Here is a 19,719-nt window from a genome sequence, read left to right on the forward strand (position 1 = left end):
CTACATTCCGCGAAGGATGGTGTCGAAGATTTCTTCGAGCCTTTCGTTCTGCTTCACGGTGTCGTAATCGCTTTCGATCTTGGCCCGTGCGGCGGCACCCATCTGCGTCCGCAAACTGTAATCGCTCGCCAGTGCGTCCATGCATTCGGCGAGCTTTTCTGTATCCCGCTGGCCGACAAGCATCCCGGTCCTGCCGTCGTCGATGATTTCGGGAAGGCCGCCACAGAACGTGCCGATGCTCGCCATCGCGCTCGCGCCCGCTTCCTTGAGCACGATGAGGCCTGAATCGCGGTCGTTGTTCTTCGCGACAATGCAGGGCGCCACGAGCACGTCGTAGTTTTCGAGCAGGGCGGGCATCAGCTGCGCATTGACGCTGCCCTTGAAAATTACCTTGTCGGCGATTCCGAGTTCTGTGGCGAGGCTTTGCAGTTGTTCCTGCAGCGGGCCCTTGCCAATGAGCGTGAGGGTCGATTCCTTGTGTTTATCTGCAATCTTTGCAAATGCGCGGATGCCGTACTCGAATCCCTTCTTTTCGACCTGGCGGCCTATCATCAGGAATTGCGCGGGGCGTTCGGGACGTGTGAAGGGCGTGAAAGCCGACGTGTCGACCCCGAGCCTGTGAATCCGGATTTTGCTTTCGGGTGCACCCAGCTGCACGAGACAGTCGGCGAGTTCCTGCGAGGCGGGCAGCAGCAACTGAGCCGTTTCGAACATGCGCTTGTAAGTGCGCTTGTAGAAAAGGTAGTCAACCGGGATCCGCTCGTTGAGGAGGATTCCGACATCGACTCCGTGGAGCGTCACGACAAGCGGGACGTCTGCCTTGTTCGCGGTCGCGGCGACAAGCGCCCCGTTGGTGCCGAAATGCGCATGCACGAACTTCGCTCCGCTCTCGCGGATGGTACGGACAAACTTGCCGCTCGGAAATGCCGCATAGTAGAGCGCACGTTCCAGGGCGCCAAGCGAAGTCACATGGTCGTAGGGGAAATTTTCCCTCGCGGGGTTGAGACCGCGGGCGAGCACGTAGGGTTCGTATCTACGGGCATGCTTCACCTGGTCGTAGATAAAGGTCTCGCTGTAAGGGAGCCAGTTGCCAATCGCCATCGCATAAGGAATTCTTGCCATGCTTACGTCGCCTGCCTTTGATGGAGAAGTTCGCGGATTTTTGCAACGCAAATTTCGGTGTGGGTCGGTTCCAGGTTCGGGAAAATCCTGTTCTTATAGAACTCGATTTTTGCAAGGTAGGGCGTCCGGTCTTTCCATTCTTCGGACGCGATAAATTCCGCAAGCTCATCGACGGTCTTCACATCCTTCCCCAGAACAAATTCATCAAGCGGTATGTAGAAGGATCGCTTGCGGGTGTACCGCTCGATATCGAAGGCGAACCTCACGAACGGGCGGTCAAACAAAAGCCAGTCGATGATGATGCCGGAGTAATCCGATATAAAACATTCAGCTGTCGGCAAAATGCTCCCGATTTCTTGTATGTCGCGAATTTCAAAACAAGGCGCAATGCCTTCAAAGGATTTCTTCCCCGAATTGATGTGCCTTACCAGCGTAAACGTCGTGCCCGTACTTTCGAGATACTGCCGGAGTTTCGCATTCTGCAGCATCTCTATTTCCATGCGGTCAAGCTGTTCGGCATCTACGGGGTCGTCGCGGAATGTCGGAAACCAGAGAATCCTCTTCTCGGGCTTGCCTCGCGCAGCGAGAATGAACTTGTCCACATGGGGGCACCCGCAATTCGCGATAAAAGCATCTGGCGACCTGAAGGGCATCGACATGATGAGCATCTCGCGCTCGTATTCGGAACCGAGAAGCATGTAGTCGAAATTGACTACTTTCTTTTGCATCTGGCGGCGTTTCTTTTCGCTCCAGGTGGCGGCGGCGGGGACGGCAAAATAGCCCGTCTTGGTAAATGAATGCCCGTGGTTCAGGTAGAGCCGCAAACCGGCGCACTTCCTGAAGTATCTGAAGAACTGGTCGATATCGTCTTCGCCGTGGGAATACATCACGACAGGCGCCTTTATCATGGCAAGCCTCGCCTTCCAGGAATTCCTGCGCAATACCTTGTAGCCCTTGCCCTCGAGTTCCCGCGTCAACGACTTGTTTCCAGAAATCCAGATGATTTTCTGGTCGGTCGATTCAGCTACGTAGCGGTGGACGGCAGCGGCATTGTCCTCGTAAATTCTCCCGCGGTGGCCGCCGATGACCCACGGGCACGCAGCCTTGGCCCTGCACTCCGCATAAAGGGGCGCAAGCATCCTGAAGAACATGGCATGCAGGAAATCGAACGGATAGCCGACAAGGAACGACCAGGAATATTTCATACGTGCTAAAAATATTAAATTTGATTCCGATGTCGGACATCAAGACAGACCAAAAATACCTTGTCAAAAGCGCGTTCCTCAATCTGGCGGGTACGGCGCTCAAGGTCATCGCCCCGCTTTTGATGATCGTGGTGGCGAGGGTCTTCGACAAGGCGCTCTTCGGCGTCTATGTCTCCACCCAGCTGTGGGTGCTCACGATGAGCCGCGTGGCGGTTCTCGGCCTCGACAAGGGCCTCCACCGCTACATTCCGCAGAATATCGTGCAGGGGCGCGACAGGTTCGAGGGCATCATGGAATCCGTCAAGCGCACGGTGCTCTTCTCCGTCATCCTCACGGCAGCCGTGCTGATTGCCGCCTATTTCGGCCTGCACCGGCTTTCGAGCGGCCTTGCCATGCTCTCTTCCACGGAAATTTCCATCTACATCCTCTCGCTCGTACCCTGGTCCATCCTCCACATTTTCGCGGGCGCATCCGAGGGAAACCGGAATCCGCAATACAAGATTTTCATCAACGATTTCGCCGTATCGGCTCTCGCGCCGGTTATCGGGCTAGTCCTCTTCTACGCATCGTTCCCGCAGACGCTCGCCCTGCCGGTGGGCCTCTTCGTCGCAAACTGCCTCGGCGTAGTCTGCTACCTTTACCTTATCCGCAAACAGTTCCCCGAGATGCCGTGGCGTCCGCGCAAGGGCCTTTCCAAGGACCTGCTGAACTATTCCATCCCGCTCGGCTTTTCGGAAGTGGTCACCTCGTTTCTGCTCCGCATGGACCTGTGGATGGTGCTTGCGCTGCTCGGCCCCGAAGCGGCGGGCATCTACGCCGTGATGGTCACCATCTCGAACGGCCTCAAGACCATACGCCAGAGCTACAACCCGATCCTCCTCCCCGTTGTCGCGGGGATGACTCCCGAACGCCTCAAGACAGACCTCAAGCCCGTTTTCAGCTACTGCGTCTCGATGGTGACGCTGATACAGCTCGGAATCGGATTTTTCATCGTGCTCTTCCCGGAACAGACGATGATGATTGCGGGCAAGTCGTTCATTACCGAAGAAAACCCCGTCGCCGTGCTCGGCATCCTCATGATCGGGAACCTGATCAACGGCATGTTCGGCCTTGCAGGGCCGGTCATCAACGGGCTCGGACGCAGCAAGTTCATGCTCCTCATGAACGTGGTCTCGCTCGTGTTCGCCATCGCCATGAACTACCTCCTGATTCCGCGGCTCGGAATCGCGGGCGCGGCGCTTTCCTCGATGGGCTACCAGATCCTACAGGCAGTATGGATGAACATCTACGTCTACCGCATGATAGGTTTCTGGCCCTACAAGTGGACCCTCTGGATTCAGGGAATCTGGATCGCCCTCCTCACGGCGCTTTACGTTGTTCTAAATAACGGTTTCGAGCCCGGCCTCCTGACGAAGGGCGTCTTCTACGGCATCGCCCTCCTCCTTATCCTCGCGACCTTCTACTTCCAGGGATTGGGCGGCAAGAACCCCAAAAAGAACCGGTAATGCCGGATTCCGGCCTTCCTGGGCCAAAATTATGCAATCCGGGGCCCCAAATATTTATACTTTGTGCACGATGGCACGGTTTTTGCAACAATTATCGCGACTGCTCTTGCAACAGCTCCCGGCACGGCTTCTGCATCACCCTCAGAAGGCCGTTTCCGCCCTCCTGATGGCGGCGTGCTTCGCCATGCTCATGGGCTGCGAAGAAATCGAAGAGGAGAAGCCGTGGATCCATGTGGACCGTCCGCAGATGCTCTTTACCGACACGACGCTTTTGGACTGCTACGACAAGGATGTCCTCTCCTGGAAAATGAAGACGGCCTACCTCGAACGCTGGGCCGACAAGGAAGTGGTTTTCGTGCGCCCGGTGCTCGTGGATATCTACGATTCGGTCGGCGAGCGCGTCGCGTTCCTGCGCGCGGATTCCGGACGCATGGACATGAAGTTCACCTACGTGTACGCCTACGGCCACGTGTATGCACTGACCCCGAAGGGAGCTTCCGTCCGTGCGGATTCGCTCCTCTGGAACAAGGGCGACAACCTGGTCAAAACCGACAGCTACGTGCGCGTGGTTTCCGAAGATGGCGACGTGCTGCAGGGCAAGGGATTCGTGAGCGACGCGCACATGGACAACTGGAGGATACTCTCGAACGTGACGGGCATATTCCAGGACGCGGCGAAGCGCATGAAGGAAGAAGACAAGAAGCAGGCGGAAGAACTCGAGAAGAAGCCTCCCGCGCCGCCTCCTGCCGCGAGGGGCCCTGTGCCCGGAGCAGGCGGTGCCTCCCCCGCCACGAAGGGAGCGTCCGCAATCCAGTCGCCGCCGCGGGGGAACAAGTGAAGCGCCTCCCCCTCATATTCCTGATGCTGTTGCTGCTCGCCACGGCGGATGTCTTCGCGCAGAGTTCCCCGCTCATCATGAAGCACGCGGACAGCCTCGCTGTCGCCCGCAAGCGGGGGTCCCTGCTGTTGCAGGGCCGCGTGCTCTTCGTGCACGACAGCGTCCGCTTCCGCACGCAGCGCGCCACCTGGAACAAGGATTCCGAAGTGGTGCAGTGCGACGGCGGGTTCCTCTTCACGCACCCCTCCGGGTACATACAAGCTAGCAACGGAATCTACCGCAAGAAACAGGCTCTCGCGACCGCTTCCGGGAATGTCGTATCCGGGGATTCCCTCAACACCTACCTTTTCAAGGGCGAGATGCTGGAATACGACCGCGAAAACGAGATCCTCACGATGCCCATTCAGCCGAAACTTTTCCAGTTCGAGAAGCAAAAGGACGGCACCGTCGATACGACTACCATCGAGGCGCGCAAAATCATCTACAACAAGAAATACTCCTTTGCCGAAGCCTACAACAACGTAAAGGTGACGCAGAAGGACATGGTCGTCACCTGCGACACGGGCTATTTCGACCGCGCGAACGGATGGCTCTCGATGAAGGGCAACCCGACGTTCGACATGAAGAACTACCACCTCACGGGCGATTCCATCTTCCTCGTGATCGACGAGGCGAAAAAGACGCTCAAGTCGGCACTCGTCATCAGGAACGCGCACGGCATATCGAAAGAGGACCCGAAGAGAAACGCCCCCGGCAACGTGACCGAAGCCTTCGGCGACACGCTCTTCTGCGAATTCAAGGACAACAAGATCGAACGCCTCTACGTGAACCTGAACGCGAAGGGGTTCTTCTACGAGACCGACCTTCCCGACTATCGCAACCTCATGGACGGCAACCGCCTCGACCTCTTCTTCAACAAGGGCAAGATGGACCACGCCATCGTTTCGGGCAAGGCGCAGAGCACCTACTTCTACATCAAGAAAGACCGCACCGTCTCGGGCAAGAACGAGGCGGCGGGAGACACCATCAACATCGTTTTCGACCCCCTCAAGAACGCGGTAAAGACGCTCCGGCTGCTTGGCCGCGGCACCATGGCGAGCGGACGCTACGTGGACCTCGAGAAGGAACAGCGCAACAAGGCCGCCAAGGAGCGTGTGACGCGGGATTCGCTCGCAAAGGCGGGCATCACTGCGGATTCCACAGCGACAGCCCGGCAGAAGCCGCACATGCGGACCATGACGCGCGAAGAGAGGAAGGCGGAAACCGACGCCCGCAACGCTCGACGCGCAAGGCGCGCCGCAAAAGGCCGGCAACCCACAACCGAAAATGCGGAGGAAAAGAAGCCATGAAGAACCTGGTAAGCACAATCCGTACAGACAAACTGCGGAAGGTCTACGGCGGACGTCAAGTCGTAAGCGACGTCTCCATCAGCGTTTCGCAGGGCGAGATCGTAGGCCTCCTCGGCCCCAACGGAGCCGGCAAGACGACATCGTTCTACATGATCGTGGGCATGGTTCGCCCCGACGCGGGCCACATTTTCCTCGACGATATCGAGATGACCGACAAGCCCATGTACAAGCGCGCACGCCTCGGCGTGGGCTACCTCCCGCAGGAAGCTTCCATCTTCCGCAAGCTCTCGGTCGAAGACAACATCATGGCCATCCTCGAAACGCAGGGGCTCAAGCGCCGCGAACGCAAGATGCGCCTGGAACAGCTACTCGAGGAATTCAAAATTACGCACATCCGCAAGACGAAATCCATGAGCTGCTCCGGCGGTGAACGCAGGCGCCTCGAAATCGCACGCGCGCTCGCGAGCGACCCCTCGTTCCTGCTTCTCGACGAGCCCTTCGCTGGCATCGACCCGATTGCCGTCGCCGACATCCAGTCCATCATCTCCGGGCTCAAGGAAAAGGGCATGGGCATCCTCATTACCGACCACAACGTCCGCGAGACGCTGTCCATCACCGACCGCGCCTACATCATGTACAAGAGCCAGGTGCTGACGGAAGGTTCCTCGGAATACCTCGCTAACGACCCCGAGGCAAGGCGCATCTACCTGGGTGACAGTTTCCGCCTGGATTAGGAGCACGCGATGAATATGGGAATGCAGCTGGGACAATCCCAGCGACTCGAACAGACGATTTCGCCGCAGATGCTGCAGTCGGCGACCATCCTCCAGAAGACCTCGCAGGAACTGGAGAGCGCCATCGTGCAGGAAGTGGAATCGAACCCGCTCCTGGAACTCGACGACGAAATCCCGGAAAGCCAGCCCGAAACCCGCGACTCCGAGAACCAGGGCGAAGACGAATACGCCTCGGGTTCTTCCGACGACATGGCGAAAGAAGTCGAGTTCGATTCGGGATCCCTCGAAGACAGCGCCGACATGGACTACGACATCCTCGAGAACACGACGAATTCCGACATGGAACGCCGTCTCTCCGACGGCACCGCCGATACCGATGCCCCGTTCAAGGACCTGAACAGCGCCCCCGCCGACCCCGACGAACTCTGGGACCGCCCGCAAAAAGACCGCGACCAGAGCCTCCAGGACAACCTGAGAAACCAGCTGCGCGACTGGAACGGCACAAGGGAACTCTTCAAGCAGCTGAAGCAGGCGGGCTGTTCGGAGCAACGGTTCCGCGACCTGGTGCAGTACCTTATCGACAGCCTCGACGAGAACGGATTTTTGCAGAGCGCCCCCGACGAGGCCATGGTAAAAATCCTTTCGGACAACGACAAGTTCGTCGTGGAGGCAGAACGCGTCATCCGCGGCGAAATCCCGCTCGAAAACGCGAGCCTCCCCGTGGCCGAGGCGATACACGTGCTGCAGACGTTCAAGCCGCTCGGCATCGGCGCGCGCAACCTCCAGGAATGTTTCCTCATCCAGGCACGCGCCTGCGACAACTTCCCGAAAGTCGCACTCGAAATCGTCGAGAACCATTTCGAGGACCTCATGGCGCTCCGCTACACAAAGATTGCGAAGAGCATGGCGCGGAGTACGGAAGAAGTGCAGAAGGCGATAACGTCGCTCTCGAAATTCTCGCCGCATCCGGGACGCCAGATTTCGAACGCGCCGCTCCAAATCAAGAATGCCGACATGAGCGTCGTCGAAAAGAAGGGGCGCTTCGAAGTCGAATGCACCAAGGCCGCGTCCCGCATTACCAAGCGGCTGCACGTGAACAAGCTTTACGCCGACATGCTGAACGACAAGGGGCTGGACAAGGATACCCGCGAATACATCAGCAACAGCAAGCGCAAGGCCGAGGAATTCATCAGCGCAGTCAACGGCCGCTTCAGCACCATGGAACAGGTGATGCGCGCCATCGTCAAGCGCCAGGAGGCCTTCTTCAGGGGTGGCCCCGCGTTCCTCAAGCCCATGATCCTCCAGGATATCGCCGACGAGGTGGGGCGCGACCTATCGACCATCAGCCGCGTCACCAACGGCAAGTACGTGGACACCCCCTACGGAATCTACGAGCTCAAGCAGTTCTTCACTTCGGGCGTGCGCAAGCAGGCGACGCAGGCCACGGACGTTCCGGCAGCGGACGGCGGCACCCAGGCGGCAGGAGAAGAAATCATCGGCTCCGCGCAGATTCTCGACGCCATCAAAAAGCTAATCGACAACGAGGACAAGAAGAAACCGCTTTCGGACCAGGCCATCGCCGACGCGCTCAACTCGATGGGGCTCGGGGTCGCACGCCGCACCGTGGCAAAATACCGCGAGACGGAACTGAAGATTCTGCCCGCACGTTTCAGAAAAAGCGTGTAGAAAAACTAAAGGACGAACTTGATAACGACGTTTATCACCACGATGGCGATAACGGTCAGACAGCCGCAGCCGAGGCAGGTATCCTTAAAGCTGGTCTTCTCCTCTACGACACGCGGCTGGGTATTGGGTTGACGGAATACGCCATCAGGCACTTCCTCGCCACCTTCGTCGGGAACGTCATCGTCCTCGCCTTCCCCATCTTCCTCATCTTCATCATCGTCATCACCGTCATCTTCGGCGAGCTCGATTGACACGGTCGCCCCGTATAGATCCTCGAGGATGCTCTTCATCGACTCAGCTTCGTTTCTGGAAACCGATTCTGCAACGACACTGCCCGGATTGTCGACACATTCTTCGGCTTCGTCGGAATCCATTCCATAGCTTGCTCTAGTGAGTTCCTCGATAATTTCCTGCTTCTTGCTAGGATTGATTTCCATGAGGAAAACATCATAGAGGTTGTCGTCGCGTTCGGGCTCCTCGAATTCCTCTATGGAAACAGTCGCGCCGCTCGCCTCGATTTCCCTTTTCGCCTTTTGCGCCTCTTCCAAGGTAAGCCGCGCCGCAACAATGGAATCAGGGGTGTCGACGCAATATTTGGCTTCGGAGAGGCCGATTTCGTAGAGGGAGCGGATTTTCTTGAGGACATCCATCTTCCTTGCCGGATCCACCGACTTGAGGTGGATGGCGTAGACTACCTCGCCTTCCTCTTCGTTATCGTCGTCTTCGACCGCATCCACGTTTTTTGTAACGGCAGCACTTACTTCGGCGGCTTCCTGCTTTGCGCCGCACTTGGGGCAGAACTTCGCTCCGTCCTTTATAGTGGCTCCACACTGGATACAAAAGGCCATACTCTACTCCTTCATGATTTTCGACTTGAGTTCTTCAAAGGAAACATGTGCGTCAAGGACAGGGATATCGATCTTGCCGCTCAGGATGTTGAAGAAGAACGGTACGATATGCGCGAGGTTCAGCGGGTCGGAAGCGCTTCCGTCTTCCTTGATGAGGGAATACGACTTCAGCAGCTGGGGGCCGAGGCTCGCCGCGGTAATCAGGAAATGATTTTCCATCTTCTCGAAGTTCACGAGGTCGGCGACAATAATACGGGCCGCCACGGAGTAGCTGTTGACCACGTACTGGTTGCCGTCCTTGTCCGACAGGTTCATGTACTGGGCGTCTTCCTGGAGGTTCATCTCGATGCGACCCGTGTTCGGCTTGGAAGCCTCTCCCTTGAAGAGGGAACCGAGATCAGCCAGGGAGATGTTGTTGAAAATGGTGCCCGGAATCTGTTCGATGGGTTCCACCGAGAACGATGTCGGGTACAGCATGTAGTTGATGCCTTCCGCCTTCACGTGCGACGAATTGAAGAGCCCGACGATGGAATTCTTGATAGTCAGGTTCTTCGAGGCAAAGACGCCACCGAGCACGACCGAGTTCTCGAGCGTCACCGTCTCGGCGAAAATGCTACCGGCGACAAAGCAGTTTTTCAGCGACACCTTGGGAGCGTTCACATCCGAGCCGAAAACGACGCGGCCCGAATTGACGAGGGCCGAGATACGGTCGGAACTTCCGACCGCCTTCGTGAACAGCACCGTGTTCTTGCTGGTGGCGAGCACGTAGATTTCGCTTTCCGCGAATACCGACTTCGCAAAGCGCGTCGGGCCGCTTTCCACCTGCAGCTTGTCGGCATAGACGGCGCCGTCGATTTCCACGTTTCCTTGGACCGTCACGTTTCGCTTCAGTTCCTTGGTGCCGGTAGGGATAATGGAAGATTTGACACGGTTGTCCTTGAGGATAACGTCGTTGCTACCGATGCGGATGTCTGTCATGTCACTCATTTTGATTCTCCGATTTTAAAATTTCAGTTTGCCCCGTCCTGCTTCCACAGGCGATTGATCATCTCGGCAACCCTATTGTTCTTGTTCCTGTTCGCCTCTTCCGTGCCGTCCATCCATTTCTCGGTTTCCGACTGGAAGTAGAAATCCATCTTTTCCTTTTCCTCGCTTGACAGCGGCATTTCTTCCTTGTCAATTTCCTCGAGAACCCTCTTCGACATTATCTGTCGCAGGTTGAACGGAATATCCGATGGAATCTTGGCTTCGGTATAGGTTTCCTGGGTATCGAACCTGTCAGCCGTCACACCCATGACCGGAACATAGGTAAAGTTCTTTTGCTCCGTCGGTTCTCCATGGACAATCGCCTGCATGTAATTCTCGTATTCCCTTTCCTGGTCGAGTATGGTCGAGATCCCGGCGATGGCCTCCTGGATGCGGCGGCGCAGCGAAGAAATTTCCAGCTGGATCTGGTAGGCCGGATTCTCTTCCGCAGAGATAAGGGTTCCTGCAACACCCGACTTGATGAACCGCTGCGCAAGGGCGTTCTTCCCTGCCGCATTGGCTTCAAATGCAGGCGCATCGAGGCTACGGATGCGACGGTTCAGCGCTTCGTCCAGGCCGTCGAACAGTTCCAGATACTGCCTGCTGATGCGGGAATAGTCCCTCTCCATGGTCTCCTTCTGGACAGCGACCAGCTTCGATATCGAATTGATCCGCGCGAGCAGGGCCTCGAACTTGCTGTACATCTCGGCAAGCTGCTGCGAAATCTCGGATTTCACCATGTTGTAGAAGCCGCTGACAATCGTCTGCGAAATCTTTTCGCCAGACTTCTTGATGGTTGCCACCTGGGCCACATTCATGGCAGCCACGGAACCAGTCAATTCCGTCACCGAATTGCGGCAGTCCCTGGCCGATTCATTGAAGGGGGCATCGTCCACATACAAGTCGACATTCACGTCCAGGTAGTCCTTGTCCGCGACTTCGACGGCCCTATGCCGGGTCCGCACGGGACTGTTCTGTCCGCCACCACCGAGGTATTCGGTGATATACTCGGTGTGCGTAGGCACCTGGACGCTAAAAGACTTGCTACCGGCCTTGTAACTCATGTGTTACCTCCGGTAACCCATGATTGCAGGTCGCTCGCGGCGAACATCTTCTTCACTTCCTCCGCGATGCGCGGGTTCAGCGATGCAAATTCAGGAAGCGCCGTCATCGCCTCAAACAGGGCGTTCCTCTTCTCCTCGGAAGAGTTGTCCCACGATGCGTTCCTCGCGCTCTCGAGGCAGGTAGTCGTAATCGTGCCGCGTTCTTTCAACCGGCCGTCTTCCGGCAGGGCCACGTTCCATACGTTGGAATCCTGCTGGTGAAGGCTTTCTGCTTCCGAAACCACTACAGGAACGTATTCCATGGCCGGAGTCTCCAGGGCCCCATCGCACATGATGGGCTTCATCTTGCTCTCGTAATCCTTCTCCTCTTCCATGGTTCCGGAAAGGCTGTCCAGCGCCATGTTCGCATGCTTCTTCAGTTCCGCGTTGATGAACATCTGTGAAGCCGGCAGCGATTCCTTCGCATAGCAGATGGCCGACGCCACGTTCTTCGTAGTGGACTTGAAAATCAGGCTCTTCTTCTTTTCGGAAAGGTTGACCGCGGGCTTGTTGAGTTCCGTAATGCGGTTTTTCAGATTCTTGTCGAGCGTCCTGAACGTTTCGATATAGCGGCGGCTGATACGCTGGTAGTCCACCTGCGCCGTGAGGAGAATCTCGTGAATCTTCTTCGAGATGCTCTGCATCAACGCGAGCTTGGAATTCGCCGCATTCTCGTGAACAGCGAGCTTCTGGCTAATCTGCGACGCGATCAGGGAATAGAATCCGTAGTTCACGTTCTCGCAAATCTGCTTTGCCGACCTCTTTTCCTGGGCGATAACCGCAGCTTCCATTGCAACCACGGCTCCCGTCGTCCTGTCGACGGAAGAGGTTACCTCGTCCACCTTCCGCGCGAGAGGCCGCACGTCGATGGTGATGGCTTCGGTATGGTCGGCTCCGAATGACGAAAACAGACCCATAATCAAGCCTCCTCGTTATCTATCTGCGCTCCGCACTCTTCGCAGAACTTGGAACCGGCCGGGATCTTGGCCCCGCATTCCGTGCAGAACACGAATGCGCCCGCTTCCGCACCGGAAGCATCCCCGGATTCTTCCTCCGCAGCGGCTTCCACATTTTCCTCCGCAGCGGAAGCGGCGGTATCTACAGCGGTATCTGCGGCAGCCACATCCTCTGCGACGGGAGCATCCTCTTCGGCGGGCAGCGGTTGCACTTCCTTCTCTTCGACACCCATATTCTCGTACTTTTCGAGAATCGAGTCCACTTCCTTGATGAGGTTCAAGGAGAAGTCTTCCATCATGTCCTCGGACACCTGCGGCTCGGGCGGCAGTTCCGCGTTCGCAGCCATATAGGCGTTGATGGCCAGCAGCGACCTGCGGCGGTCATCGAGTTCCTGGACGCTGTCGGAAGACACGGCGATATCCTTCGCCTCGGCATCGCGCAGCGTCGCCTCGAAGTATTCCACATACTTGAAGCGTTCCGACTTCTGCTGGATATCCTCGGCCACGCGGTCCATGTATTCGGAGAATTCCTCCTGCTGGCGCCTGCACGCCGCAGCCTGCACTTCCATGGCAGCGAGCGCTTCCGCCTTCTTGTCCTTGACCTGCACCTCGCCTGCGGCAAGCGAACCGCTCTGCTTCATATCGTCGAGCGACTGCTGCAGCGCCTTGTACGTATTCAGCGCCGTCATGAATTCCGAGTTCGCGCTCATGAAGTCGCGGATAAGGTCCTGGGCGGCGGCACGGTTTCTTGCGTTGAAGTCGTCCGCGTCACGATGCCACTGCATCAGGTAATCCGTCTTCTGGTTCTCGATATCGTTGTACACGTCGAGACGGTCCTTGCGGTTCTCTTCCATCAGGTTCTCAATAAGCGGCGCGAACACTTCTTCCTGAATCTGGTTCATGGAGAACGGCATGCTGGTTCTCGAGCCGTCCTCGGCAAGCCAGACGGACTGGAACAGGTCATACTTCACGCGCGAAGAAGCCTGCAGGTTGAACGGCTTGTAGGAAGTCGAATCTTCCTTGAAATCGAAGGCCACGTTCCGGATGCGCTCGATTTCTTCGGCTTCCAGGACGGGAGAATACTGGTTGTAGGCGGCCTTCAATACGTTTGCGAAGATGCCGTTGCAGTAATCGATCAGCTTGTCGCAGCTGCTCGCCTTGCTGGCCGAAATCACCTGGATGGATTCGCCCAGGGTCTTCATCAGGGCCTTGTAGTAATCGACATGGCTTGCGCCGCTGGAGGCATCGCTCTGTTCCATGTTCTTCTTCATGATATTGATATCATTGAACACCTTGAGCGACGTATCGAACTTCTTCTCGTCGAACACGTTGACGACCGGATGTCCGGCCGGAGCCTCGCTTGTCGCGAAATTCTTGAGGAAGTTGTCTTCCTTGGAATTGGGCTTCACGAGCGGAAGCGACACCGACTTCCTTTCGCTGTCACCGAGCAGGTAGCGGATATTTCTCACCTGCCTGTCGATGGAGCTCATGTAGTCGTGCATCGTCACGTTCTGCATCGAGGTCGAATAGTCGGCCGTATCGATCTGTTCCGTTTCGTCGGAACCTTCCACGACCGGAATCTTCTTGATTTCCTCGGCCACGGAATTGAGAGTCTCGTTCCATTCTTCCGGCTTGCGAATCGTGGAAAGGCTGAACTTCGTCTGTTCCGTCCCTTCGGTAAGGTCCACGGAGATATGTCCGTTTCCAAACGGCACGTTCATCTCGACCGGGACATAGGCCACGCCAATCTTCGAGACCTTGTAGTCGCGGCGGATATCGGCCTTCGCCTGTTCATAGGCGAGAATCTTCTGTTCCGCAGCCTCGACCTTCTTCCCGAGACCCGACAGCTTGACCGCGAACACGATGATGAAGACGACACCCAGGATCATGAGGAAGACGCCCCCGCCCACGGAGGTCGTCGCGGCAAGGATAATACCGCCGATAGCCACCAGGATAAAGATGACGAGGCCCACGATGCTCGGAGTCTTGCTGTCCTTGATATGGTTTATCTCGTTCCGGGTCTCGTCGATTTTCGATTCAAGTCCCATTTCTTCCGTGACGATTTTTTCGGCAGCGGTCTTATAGTAGTTGAACAGGATTTTGGCCTGGTCCTGGTAGATGTTTTCGGATTCCGCGAATATTTTTCCGGTCATGTTCTAATCCTTGTTTAACTCTAGTTCTTGTAGATAAGTTTTCTCGCCTGGAGCAGGCCAGCAAACGCGTTGATAGCATTCTGGATCTCATCGGCAGACGCCCCGCCCTGCTTGCAAAGGGAGCGCAGTGCAGAAAGGGATTCTACCATCTGGGCCTCGTAATCGAAAGCCTCGGCGCTGTTCGCAGGCGAAAGGTAGCGCAGGTCATTTTTGATTTTTGCGATAGCGTTCTTCTGCTCGGCCGGAATAGACGCATTGGCCGCGCATTCGACTTCCAGCAGCTGCGACTGCGAACGGAGCTGCGCAATCCGCGAAAACTCCTGCGTCTCGCGCTGCTTGACGGAGCCAATCTGGTGCGCGACCAGGCAGCCGAAGAACATCTTCACCATGAAGGCAAAGAATAGGATGAGCTGAATGACGACCACCGCGTAGAAAATCAGGTCGCTGTAGTGAGCCGCCTGCTGCATGATTTCGCTGTTCTCGCCCACCACCTTCTCGATCCAGTCCTTTGGCAGCCCCATGAACCAGCCAATGACTATATTGCGCGAGATGACAAAGATCAGAAGCGCAATCGAGGAGGCGCAGTAAGCGGTTATCGCAAACCACGACGCGGTATAGGCGGCAATCGCCTTTTCCACGTTCTCCGTCTTCGGCAGGATGCTGAAGAACGTGAACGGAGCCATCACCATGACATACATCACAATGATGGAAATGCATGTGAATATGAACTCCCTAGAACACTCGCCATCGCCATGGACGAGGAACAGGGCCAGTATAATCACTCCAAGCCCGAAAGCGAAAATAAATGCTCTAAAAAAGTTCAGCATGTTTACCTCAGTTTGTTGCCGCAGTTGGGGCAGAATTTAAGGGTCGGGGAAACGGCCTGTCCGCAGCGGGAGCACTGGTTGCCACCCATGCCTCCTGCTACCATCGGATCTGCCGAGGCAAGCGGAGTGCCGCAGCTGACGCAGCGACGGGCCTTCGGGCTGTTGTCGCTTCCGCACTTCGGGCACGGCCTGTACTGGTTGCCGCAGAAGGGGCAGAACTTCGATGTCGAAGGGAATTTCTTCGCACATGCGGAACAGAACACTTCGCGGGGAACGGCCGCCATGCCGCCAGTCGCACCGGGCATCATGCCAGCGCCACCCGGCGCCATGCCCTGATTGGCAGCCATCAGCTGGGTCGGGTCGTTTACCGGGTTCATCACGGGGGCACCCTGCATCATGCCGGCTCCCATTCCACCGCCCATGCCGCCACCCATCATCAATGCCATGCCGAGCATTCCCATCTCGCCGCCATTGTTGATAGCGTTATTCGCGGTGTCGAACGCCTGCTGCTGAGCCCAGCTGTAGCCAGCGATATTCTGCGTTGTACGCGCCGTCATCGCTTCCATCACCTTGCGCCCGTCTTCCGTCGTTTCGTCCACATCGATGGAATCGATGTTGAAGGACCTGAGCGAGATGCCGAACCTTTCGAGGAACTCGGCTGCAGGCCCCTTCATAAAGTTAGAGATGTCTTCCAGATAGGCAGAAATGTTCATGATGCTCAGGCGGTTCGTCTGCATGTACTTGCTTACGAAACTGTTGAGCTTCATCGTGAGTTCGGCCCACATGACATTGCTCAGGTCGACAACGCTGAACGACTTTGCCGTCTTGACGACCTCGGTGAGGAAGCACTCGGCGTTGGTAACCTCGATTCCAAAGCGGCCCTGCGAAATGACCGGGATACGGGCGTTGTAGCCGGGATCGTATATGTTGAACTTCTTCGTAATCCAGGGGATTGTCGGGGGGATGCTCTTGTTCACGAACACGACCACCGACTGGAACGGATTCTTACCACCGAACGGTATTCCGAACAAATTCCTCAGGAGCGGCAGGTTCTCGGTGCTGAGCGTGTGCTTGCCAGGGCCAAACTTGCCTAGTATCTGTCCCTTCGAAAACAGAACTGCTTCCTGGGACTCGTTGACGATAAGTTGCGTGAATGTGCTGAGATTTTCTTCAGGATACCTATAGGCAAGCGCGTTGTTGTCAGGCGGCTGCCAGGATATAGAATCGATAATGGCCATGTTTATTCCTCTTCTTCGTAGGGAAAATGTATACTTAAAGTAACAAAATATCTAATCGGAGTTTTAATGTTTATAAAATTTTACAATCAAGCATTCGCCCACTCTTCTCTCCCCGTAACGCCTTATTCCAACTAGGACGATTTTTTTCGCGAAAAAATGAATTTTCACTTGTTTTTTTGCCCAAAAAAGATGTATATACTCTAAATGCGAGGCAAAAAAAGGCCCTGCAACAGTAAAATACAACGTAACACTACTTATACGGAGGTATTCATATGGATATTCAGTTTTCTGCTCGCCACTTTAATGCATCTGCCGGTCTCCAGGACCGAATTCAGGAAGAAATGGACAAACTGGCCAAGTTCTACCCGAACATCACGGGAGCCTCCGTCATCCTCGACCACGAAGTGGAACACCAGCGTCACTGCGAAATCTCCGTAAAGATTACGGGTAACGTCGTGGTCGCCTCGGCAGACGAGGAAAACATGGGCAAGGCCGTCGACGTCGCCCTCGAACGCGTCAAGGTGCAGCTCAAGAAGGCCAACGACAAGCAGAACGATCACCGCGCACAGCCCGTTTCCGACCTCGCATAAGCCGTGCCCGAATCCAGATTCAAAGATCTCAACATCCTGCACCGGGAAAAACTCCCGGTGCGGGGCTTTTTTGATAATTACGGCAAGGACCTCCAGCTCGCGCAATATTCTCCCGACGAGGACCTCGATACAAGCATCGCGGAAAGCGGCATCCACCGTCCGGGGCTTGCCATGGCGGGCTACACCAAGGTCTACAGTTCCGAACAAATTCAAGTCGTAGGCCACACGGAATGGAACTACCTCGAAAGCCTCGGCCCCGAGGGCCGCAAGAAGGTGTTCGACTCCCTTTCCGTATTCAGGGCCCCGATGTGGGTGGTGACGCATGCGCAGAAACCGCACGACGAACTCCGCGACATGTGCCACAAGCTCCACATCCCGCTGTTCTCGACCACCCTCCACACCTACGAGTTCAACAAGGGCGCCCAGCGCATCCTCGAAGAATATTTCGCACCGCATGCCGTCATCCACGGAAGCCTCGTCGACGTCTACGGTATCGGCATGCTCTTCGTGGGCGATAGCAACGTCGGCAAGTCCGAATGCGTGCTCGACCTCGTCGAAAGCGGCCACCGCATGGTTGCAGACGACGTTGTCCACATCAGCCACGTCGGCAACGCCATTATCGGCCGCCCCGACCCCATCGTCCGGCACCACATGGAAATCCGCGGAGTCGGCCTCCTCGACATCCGTTCCATGTTCGGCATCCACGCCATCCGCAAGGTGAAAAAGATCGAAGTCATCGTTGAGCTCCAGCCCTGGCAGCGCGACGCGCGCTACGAGCGCACGGGCCTCAACGAGTTCGACGAATCCATCATGGGAGTCAAAATTCCCAAGGTGGTGCTGCCCGTGGCGCCCGGCAAGAACCTGACCGTGATTTCCGAAGTTATCGCAATGAACACGCTCATGAAGATGAACGGGCAGAACGTCGCGAAGGATTTCAACGAAAACCTGATGCAGAGGATCAAGGCGAAGGGCAAGTGCGGCGAACCCGCGTTCGAAATGGACATAGACCAGTGGTCGCTCTACGAATAGGCGAATCAAATATCTATCTTTCTGCCGATGAACCAGTTCCGAAACACAATCAAGAGCAACCTGTTCCCCTTTATCGTATTCATGATATTGGTGGTCGGGTGCGCGGCGGCGTTCTACTTCTTCCACCCGGCGAGCCCCTACCATGCGCGCTACAGCTTCGTGGTGAGCTACCAGTCCATCGGAACGCTCTCGCCGGGCAACCTCGTACGCGTGAGGGGAATCGAGAAGGGCCAGATCCTGAAGGTGGAACTCACGGACGACGCCGTGTTCGTGAAGGTAGAAGTCTTTGCGGACGCTAAAATTTCGAGGCACTCGGAATTCAGGCTCGTGAACGCGGGGCTCATGGGCGAACGCGAGATGAGCATCCTCACCGCGGACGACAGCGACTGGATTGTCGAGGGCGACACCGTGTTCGGCAATTACGACGACGGCATTGCCGGGGTCGGCAAGGTGCTGCTCGACGCCATCGACGACATCAACCAGATGAAGGACATGGTCGTGGCGCTCAAGGATTCGCTCACCGTGGGCACCTCGGGCAAGCGGATCGACCGCATCGTCAAGAAGGGCGGGCGCATCGTGAAGGCCTCCAAGGACCTGGTGAACGACACGCGCGACCAGGTGCTCGGCGTGGTTTCCAAGGCCGAGGAGACACTCGCGAAGACGCGTGAGGCTATCGACGCCGAGGCAAAGCGCGGATCCATTACCGTGGACGCGGCGTCAGCTCTCCTGGACCGCGTGGACGGCCTGCTTTCGCAAGTGAAGGAGCTCAAGGCGGACGCGGACGCCCTCGCCGCCCGGATCGAAGCCGAGGACAACACCGTAGGGCTCGCGCTCAAGAGCGACGGGAAGCTCGCCAAGGAGACCGAAAAGCTCGCCCTGGACATCGACAGGCTTATTTCCGATATAAAAAAGCGCGGTCTCAAGCTAAATGTGGATATTTTTTAATTTTTCTTGTCCTTTTTGTAAAAAAAAAGATAGTTTAGCCCGTATAAAAGACAACCATCAAGTTTCACCGACTCTAACAAGGAGTTAACCATGACCGAAAAGAAACCTGCAAAGATGAGCGATGCCGATCTCAAGTTTTTCGAGGAGATGCTCATAGAGAAGCGCCGTCAGCTGGTAACCGCCCAGAGCGAGTCGGAAAAGGCGAACGCCTTCCAGGGCCAGAAGAACCAGTCCGGTGACGGCGGCGACTCCGACAGCGCCGATTCGGCCACCGACTACAACACGCTCGAGACGACCTTCTCGCTCGCCGCGCGCGAAGGCAAGTACCTCGTGTATCTTGAAGAGGCCCTCAAGCGCATCCACAACGGCACCTTCGGCATCTGCAAGGTCTGCAAGCAGCTCATCCCGAAGGCGCGCCTCATGGCAGTCCCCACGGCCACCAAGTGCGTAAACTGCAAGGAAGAGACCAAGAAGAAGGAACAGGAGAACAACCGCATGGAAATGGCGAGACTCTTCGCCGAAGCCCAGAGGAAGGAACTCCAGAAGAAGGCGATGGGCCGCTAGC

At 56.5% G+C, this 19,719-nt stretch carries 18 protein-coding genes; 9 read left to right on the forward strand and 9 right to left on the reverse strand.

What is annotated here, in order from left to right:
- A complete protein-coding gene (locus B2952_RS00130) occupies positions 1-1,122 on the reverse strand; it encodes a glycosyltransferase (protein WP_290735953.1) in 1,122 nt (373 codons plus the stop codon).
- Positions 1,123-1,124: 2 nt separating this feature from the next.
- Positions 1,125-2,327, reverse strand: a complete 1,203-nt coding sequence (locus tag B2952_RS00135; protein WP_290735956.1) for a CDP-glycerol glycerophosphotransferase family protein — start codon at positions 2,325-2,327, stop codon at positions 1,125-1,127.
- Positions 2,328-2,329: 2 nt separating this feature from the next.
- Between B2952_RS00135 and B2952_RS00140 the strand changes: the two genes are divergently transcribed.
- From B2952_RS00140 to rpoN, 5 genes are all read left to right on the forward strand, one after another.
- Positions 2,330-3,832, forward strand: a complete 1,503-nt coding sequence (locus B2952_RS00140) for an oligosaccharide flippase family protein (RefSeq protein WP_290781449.1) — start codon at positions 2,330-2,332, stop codon at positions 3,830-3,832.
- Positions 3,833-3,902: 70 nt separating this feature from the next.
- Entirely contained in the window at positions 3,903-4,670 is a 768-nt protein-coding gene (lptC, locus tag B2952_RS00145) for an LPS export ABC transporter periplasmic protein LptC (protein WP_290725201.1), read from the forward strand.
- The gene (locus tag B2952_RS00150; protein ID WP_290735963.1) at positions 4,667-6,019 is read left to right on the forward strand and encodes a hypothetical protein; all 1,353 of its coding nucleotides are present in this window, start codon (positions 4,667-4,669) and stop codon (positions 6,017-6,019) included. Before lptC ends, B2952_RS00150 begins: the two co-directional genes overlap by 4 nt.
- Entirely contained in the window at positions 6,016-6,753 is a 738-nt protein-coding gene (lptB, locus tag B2952_RS00155) for an LPS export ABC transporter ATP-binding protein (RefSeq protein WP_173365098.1), read from the forward strand. Before B2952_RS00150 ends, lptB begins: the two co-directional genes overlap by 4 nt.
- 9 nt (positions 6,754-6,762) lie before the next feature.
- Positions 6,763-8,439 carry an RNA polymerase factor sigma-54 gene (gene rpoN / locus B2952_RS00160; RefSeq protein WP_290735966.1) on the forward strand — a complete coding sequence of 559 codons (1,677 nt, stop codon included), beginning with the start codon at positions 6,763-6,765 and terminating at the stop codon, positions 8,437-8,439.
- 5 nt (positions 8,440-8,444) lie between these two features.
- Here rpoN and B2952_RS00165 read toward each other — a convergent pair whose 3' ends face one another.
- From B2952_RS00165 to B2952_RS00195, 7 genes are read right to left on the reverse strand one after another with little or no spacing between them, the layout of a single operon-like run.
- On the reverse strand, positions 8,445-9,287 hold the full coding sequence (locus B2952_RS00165; RefSeq protein ID WP_290735969.1) for a ribosomal protein L7/L12: 843 nt from the start codon (positions 9,285-9,287) through the stop codon (positions 8,445-8,447).
- Between the two features lie 3 nt (positions 9,288-9,290).
- Positions 9,291-10,274, reverse strand: coding sequence for a hypothetical protein (locus B2952_RS00170; protein ID WP_173365095.1), 984 nt, complete (start codon positions 10,272-10,274; stop codon positions 9,291-9,293).
- Between the two features lie 23 nt (positions 10,275-10,297).
- Positions 10,298-11,377, reverse strand: a complete 1,080-nt coding sequence (locus tag B2952_RS00175) for a hypothetical protein (protein WP_290735972.1) — start codon at positions 11,375-11,377, stop codon at positions 10,298-10,300.
- Positions 11,374-12,333, reverse strand: a complete 960-nt coding sequence (locus tag B2952_RS00180; RefSeq protein ID WP_290735975.1) for a hypothetical protein — start codon at positions 12,331-12,333, stop codon at positions 11,374-11,376. The genes B2952_RS00175 and B2952_RS00180 overlap by 4 nt, the downstream gene beginning before the upstream one ends.
- A 2-nt stretch (positions 12,334-12,335) precedes the next feature.
- Entirely contained in the window at positions 12,336-14,525 is a 2,190-nt protein-coding gene (locus B2952_RS00185) for a zinc ribbon domain-containing protein (RefSeq protein WP_290735978.1), read from the reverse strand.
- Between the two features lie 20 nt (positions 14,526-14,545).
- Positions 14,546-15,352, reverse strand: a complete 807-nt coding sequence (locus tag B2952_RS00190; RefSeq protein ID WP_173365092.1) for a hypothetical protein — start codon at positions 15,350-15,352, stop codon at positions 14,546-14,548.
- Between the two features lie 2 nt (positions 15,353-15,354).
- A complete protein-coding gene (locus B2952_RS00195) occupies positions 15,355-16,590 on the reverse strand; it encodes an SPFH domain-containing protein (RefSeq protein WP_173381080.1) in 1,236 nt (411 codons plus the stop codon).
- Positions 16,591-16,862: 272 nt separating this feature from the next.
- Here B2952_RS00195 and hpf point away from each other — a divergent pair, with 272 nt between their 5' ends.
- From hpf to B2952_RS00215, 4 genes are all read left to right on the forward strand, one after another.
- Positions 16,863-17,180 (forward strand): ribosome hibernation-promoting factor, HPF/YfiA family, encoded by a 318-nt coding sequence (hpf, locus tag B2952_RS00200; RefSeq protein ID WP_173365090.1) that lies wholly within the window; start codon positions 16,863-16,865, stop codon positions 17,178-17,180.
- 3 nt (positions 17,181-17,183) lie between these two features.
- Positions 17,184-18,209 carry an HPr(Ser) kinase/phosphatase gene (gene hprK / locus B2952_RS00205; protein WP_173365089.1) on the forward strand — a complete coding sequence of 342 codons (1,026 nt, stop codon included), beginning with the start codon at positions 17,184-17,186 and terminating at the stop codon, positions 18,207-18,209.
- Positions 18,210-18,236: 27 nt separating this feature from the next.
- Positions 18,237-19,154, forward strand: a complete 918-nt coding sequence (locus tag B2952_RS00210; RefSeq protein WP_173381079.1) for an MlaD family protein — start codon at positions 18,237-18,239, stop codon at positions 19,152-19,154.
- A gap of 90 nt (positions 19,155-19,244) precedes the next feature.
- Positions 19,245-19,718, forward strand: coding sequence for a TraR/DksA family transcriptional regulator (locus B2952_RS00215; RefSeq protein WP_173365087.1), 474 nt, complete (start codon positions 19,245-19,247; stop codon positions 19,716-19,718).
- Position 19,719: the final 1 nt, after the last annotated feature.

The sequence above is a fragment of the Fibrobacter sp. UBA7003 genome, assembly GCA_002449765.1.
Lineage (GTDB): Bacteria > Fibrobacterota > Fibrobacteria > Fibrobacterales > Fibrobacteraceae > Fibrobacter.

What these genes read in the sequence shown, in the direction of transcription:
- B2952_RS00130 (WP_290735953.1), bottom strand. Translation starts at nt 1,122, where the DNA reads ATGGCAAGAATTCCTTATGCGATGGCGATTGGCAACTGGCTCCCTTAC.
- B2952_RS00135 (WP_290735956.1), bottom strand. Translation starts at nt 2,327, where the DNA reads ATGAAATATTCCTGGTCGTTCCTTGTCGGCTATCCGTTCGATTTCCTG.
- lptC (WP_290725201.1), top strand. Translation starts at nt 3,903, where the DNA reads ATGGCACGGTTTTTGCAACAATTATCGCGACTGCTCTTGCAACAGCTC.
- lptB (WP_173365098.1), top strand. Translation starts at nt 6,016, where the DNA reads ATGAAGAACCTGGTAAGCACAATCCGTACAGACAAACTGCGGAAGGTC.
- rpoN (WP_290735966.1), top strand. Translation starts at nt 6,763, where the DNA reads ATGAATATGGGAATGCAGCTGGGACAATCCCAGCGACTCGAACAGACG.
- B2952_RS00165 (WP_290735969.1), bottom strand. Translation starts at nt 9,287, where the DNA reads ATGGCCTTTTGTATCCAGTGTGGAGCCACTATAAAGGACGGAGCGAAG.
- B2952_RS00170 (WP_173365095.1), bottom strand. Translation starts at nt 10,274, where the DNA reads ATGAGTGACATGACAGACATCCGCATCGGTAGCAACGACGTTATCCTC.
- B2952_RS00175 (WP_290735972.1), bottom strand. Translation starts at nt 11,377, where the DNA reads ATGAGTTACAAGGCCGGTAGCAAGTCTTTTAGCGTCCAGGTGCCTACG.
- B2952_RS00180 (WP_290735975.1), bottom strand. Translation starts at nt 12,333, where the DNA reads ATGGGTCTGTTTTCGTCATTCGGAGCCGACCATACCGAAGCCATCACC.
- B2952_RS00185 (WP_290735978.1), bottom strand. Translation starts at nt 14,525, where the DNA reads ATGACCGGAAAAATATTCGCGGAATCCGAAAACATCTACCAGGACCAG.
- B2952_RS00190 (WP_173365092.1), bottom strand. Translation starts at nt 15,352, where the DNA reads ATGCTGAACTTTTTTAGAGCATTTATTTTCGCTTTCGGGCTTGGAGTG.
- B2952_RS00195 (WP_173381080.1), bottom strand. Translation starts at nt 16,590, where the DNA reads ATGGCCATTATCGATTCTATATCCTGGCAGCCGCCTGACAACAACGCG.
- hpf (WP_173365090.1), top strand. Translation starts at nt 16,863, where the DNA reads ATGGATATTCAGTTTTCTGCTCGCCACTTTAATGCATCTGCCGGTCTC.
- B2952_RS00210 (WP_173381079.1), top strand. Translation starts at nt 18,237, where the DNA reads ATGAACCAGTTCCGAAACACAATCAAGAGCAACCTGTTCCCCTTTATC.
- B2952_RS00215 (WP_173365087.1), top strand. Translation starts at nt 19,245, where the DNA reads ATGACCGAAAAGAAACCTGCAAAGATGAGCGATGCCGATCTCAAGTTT.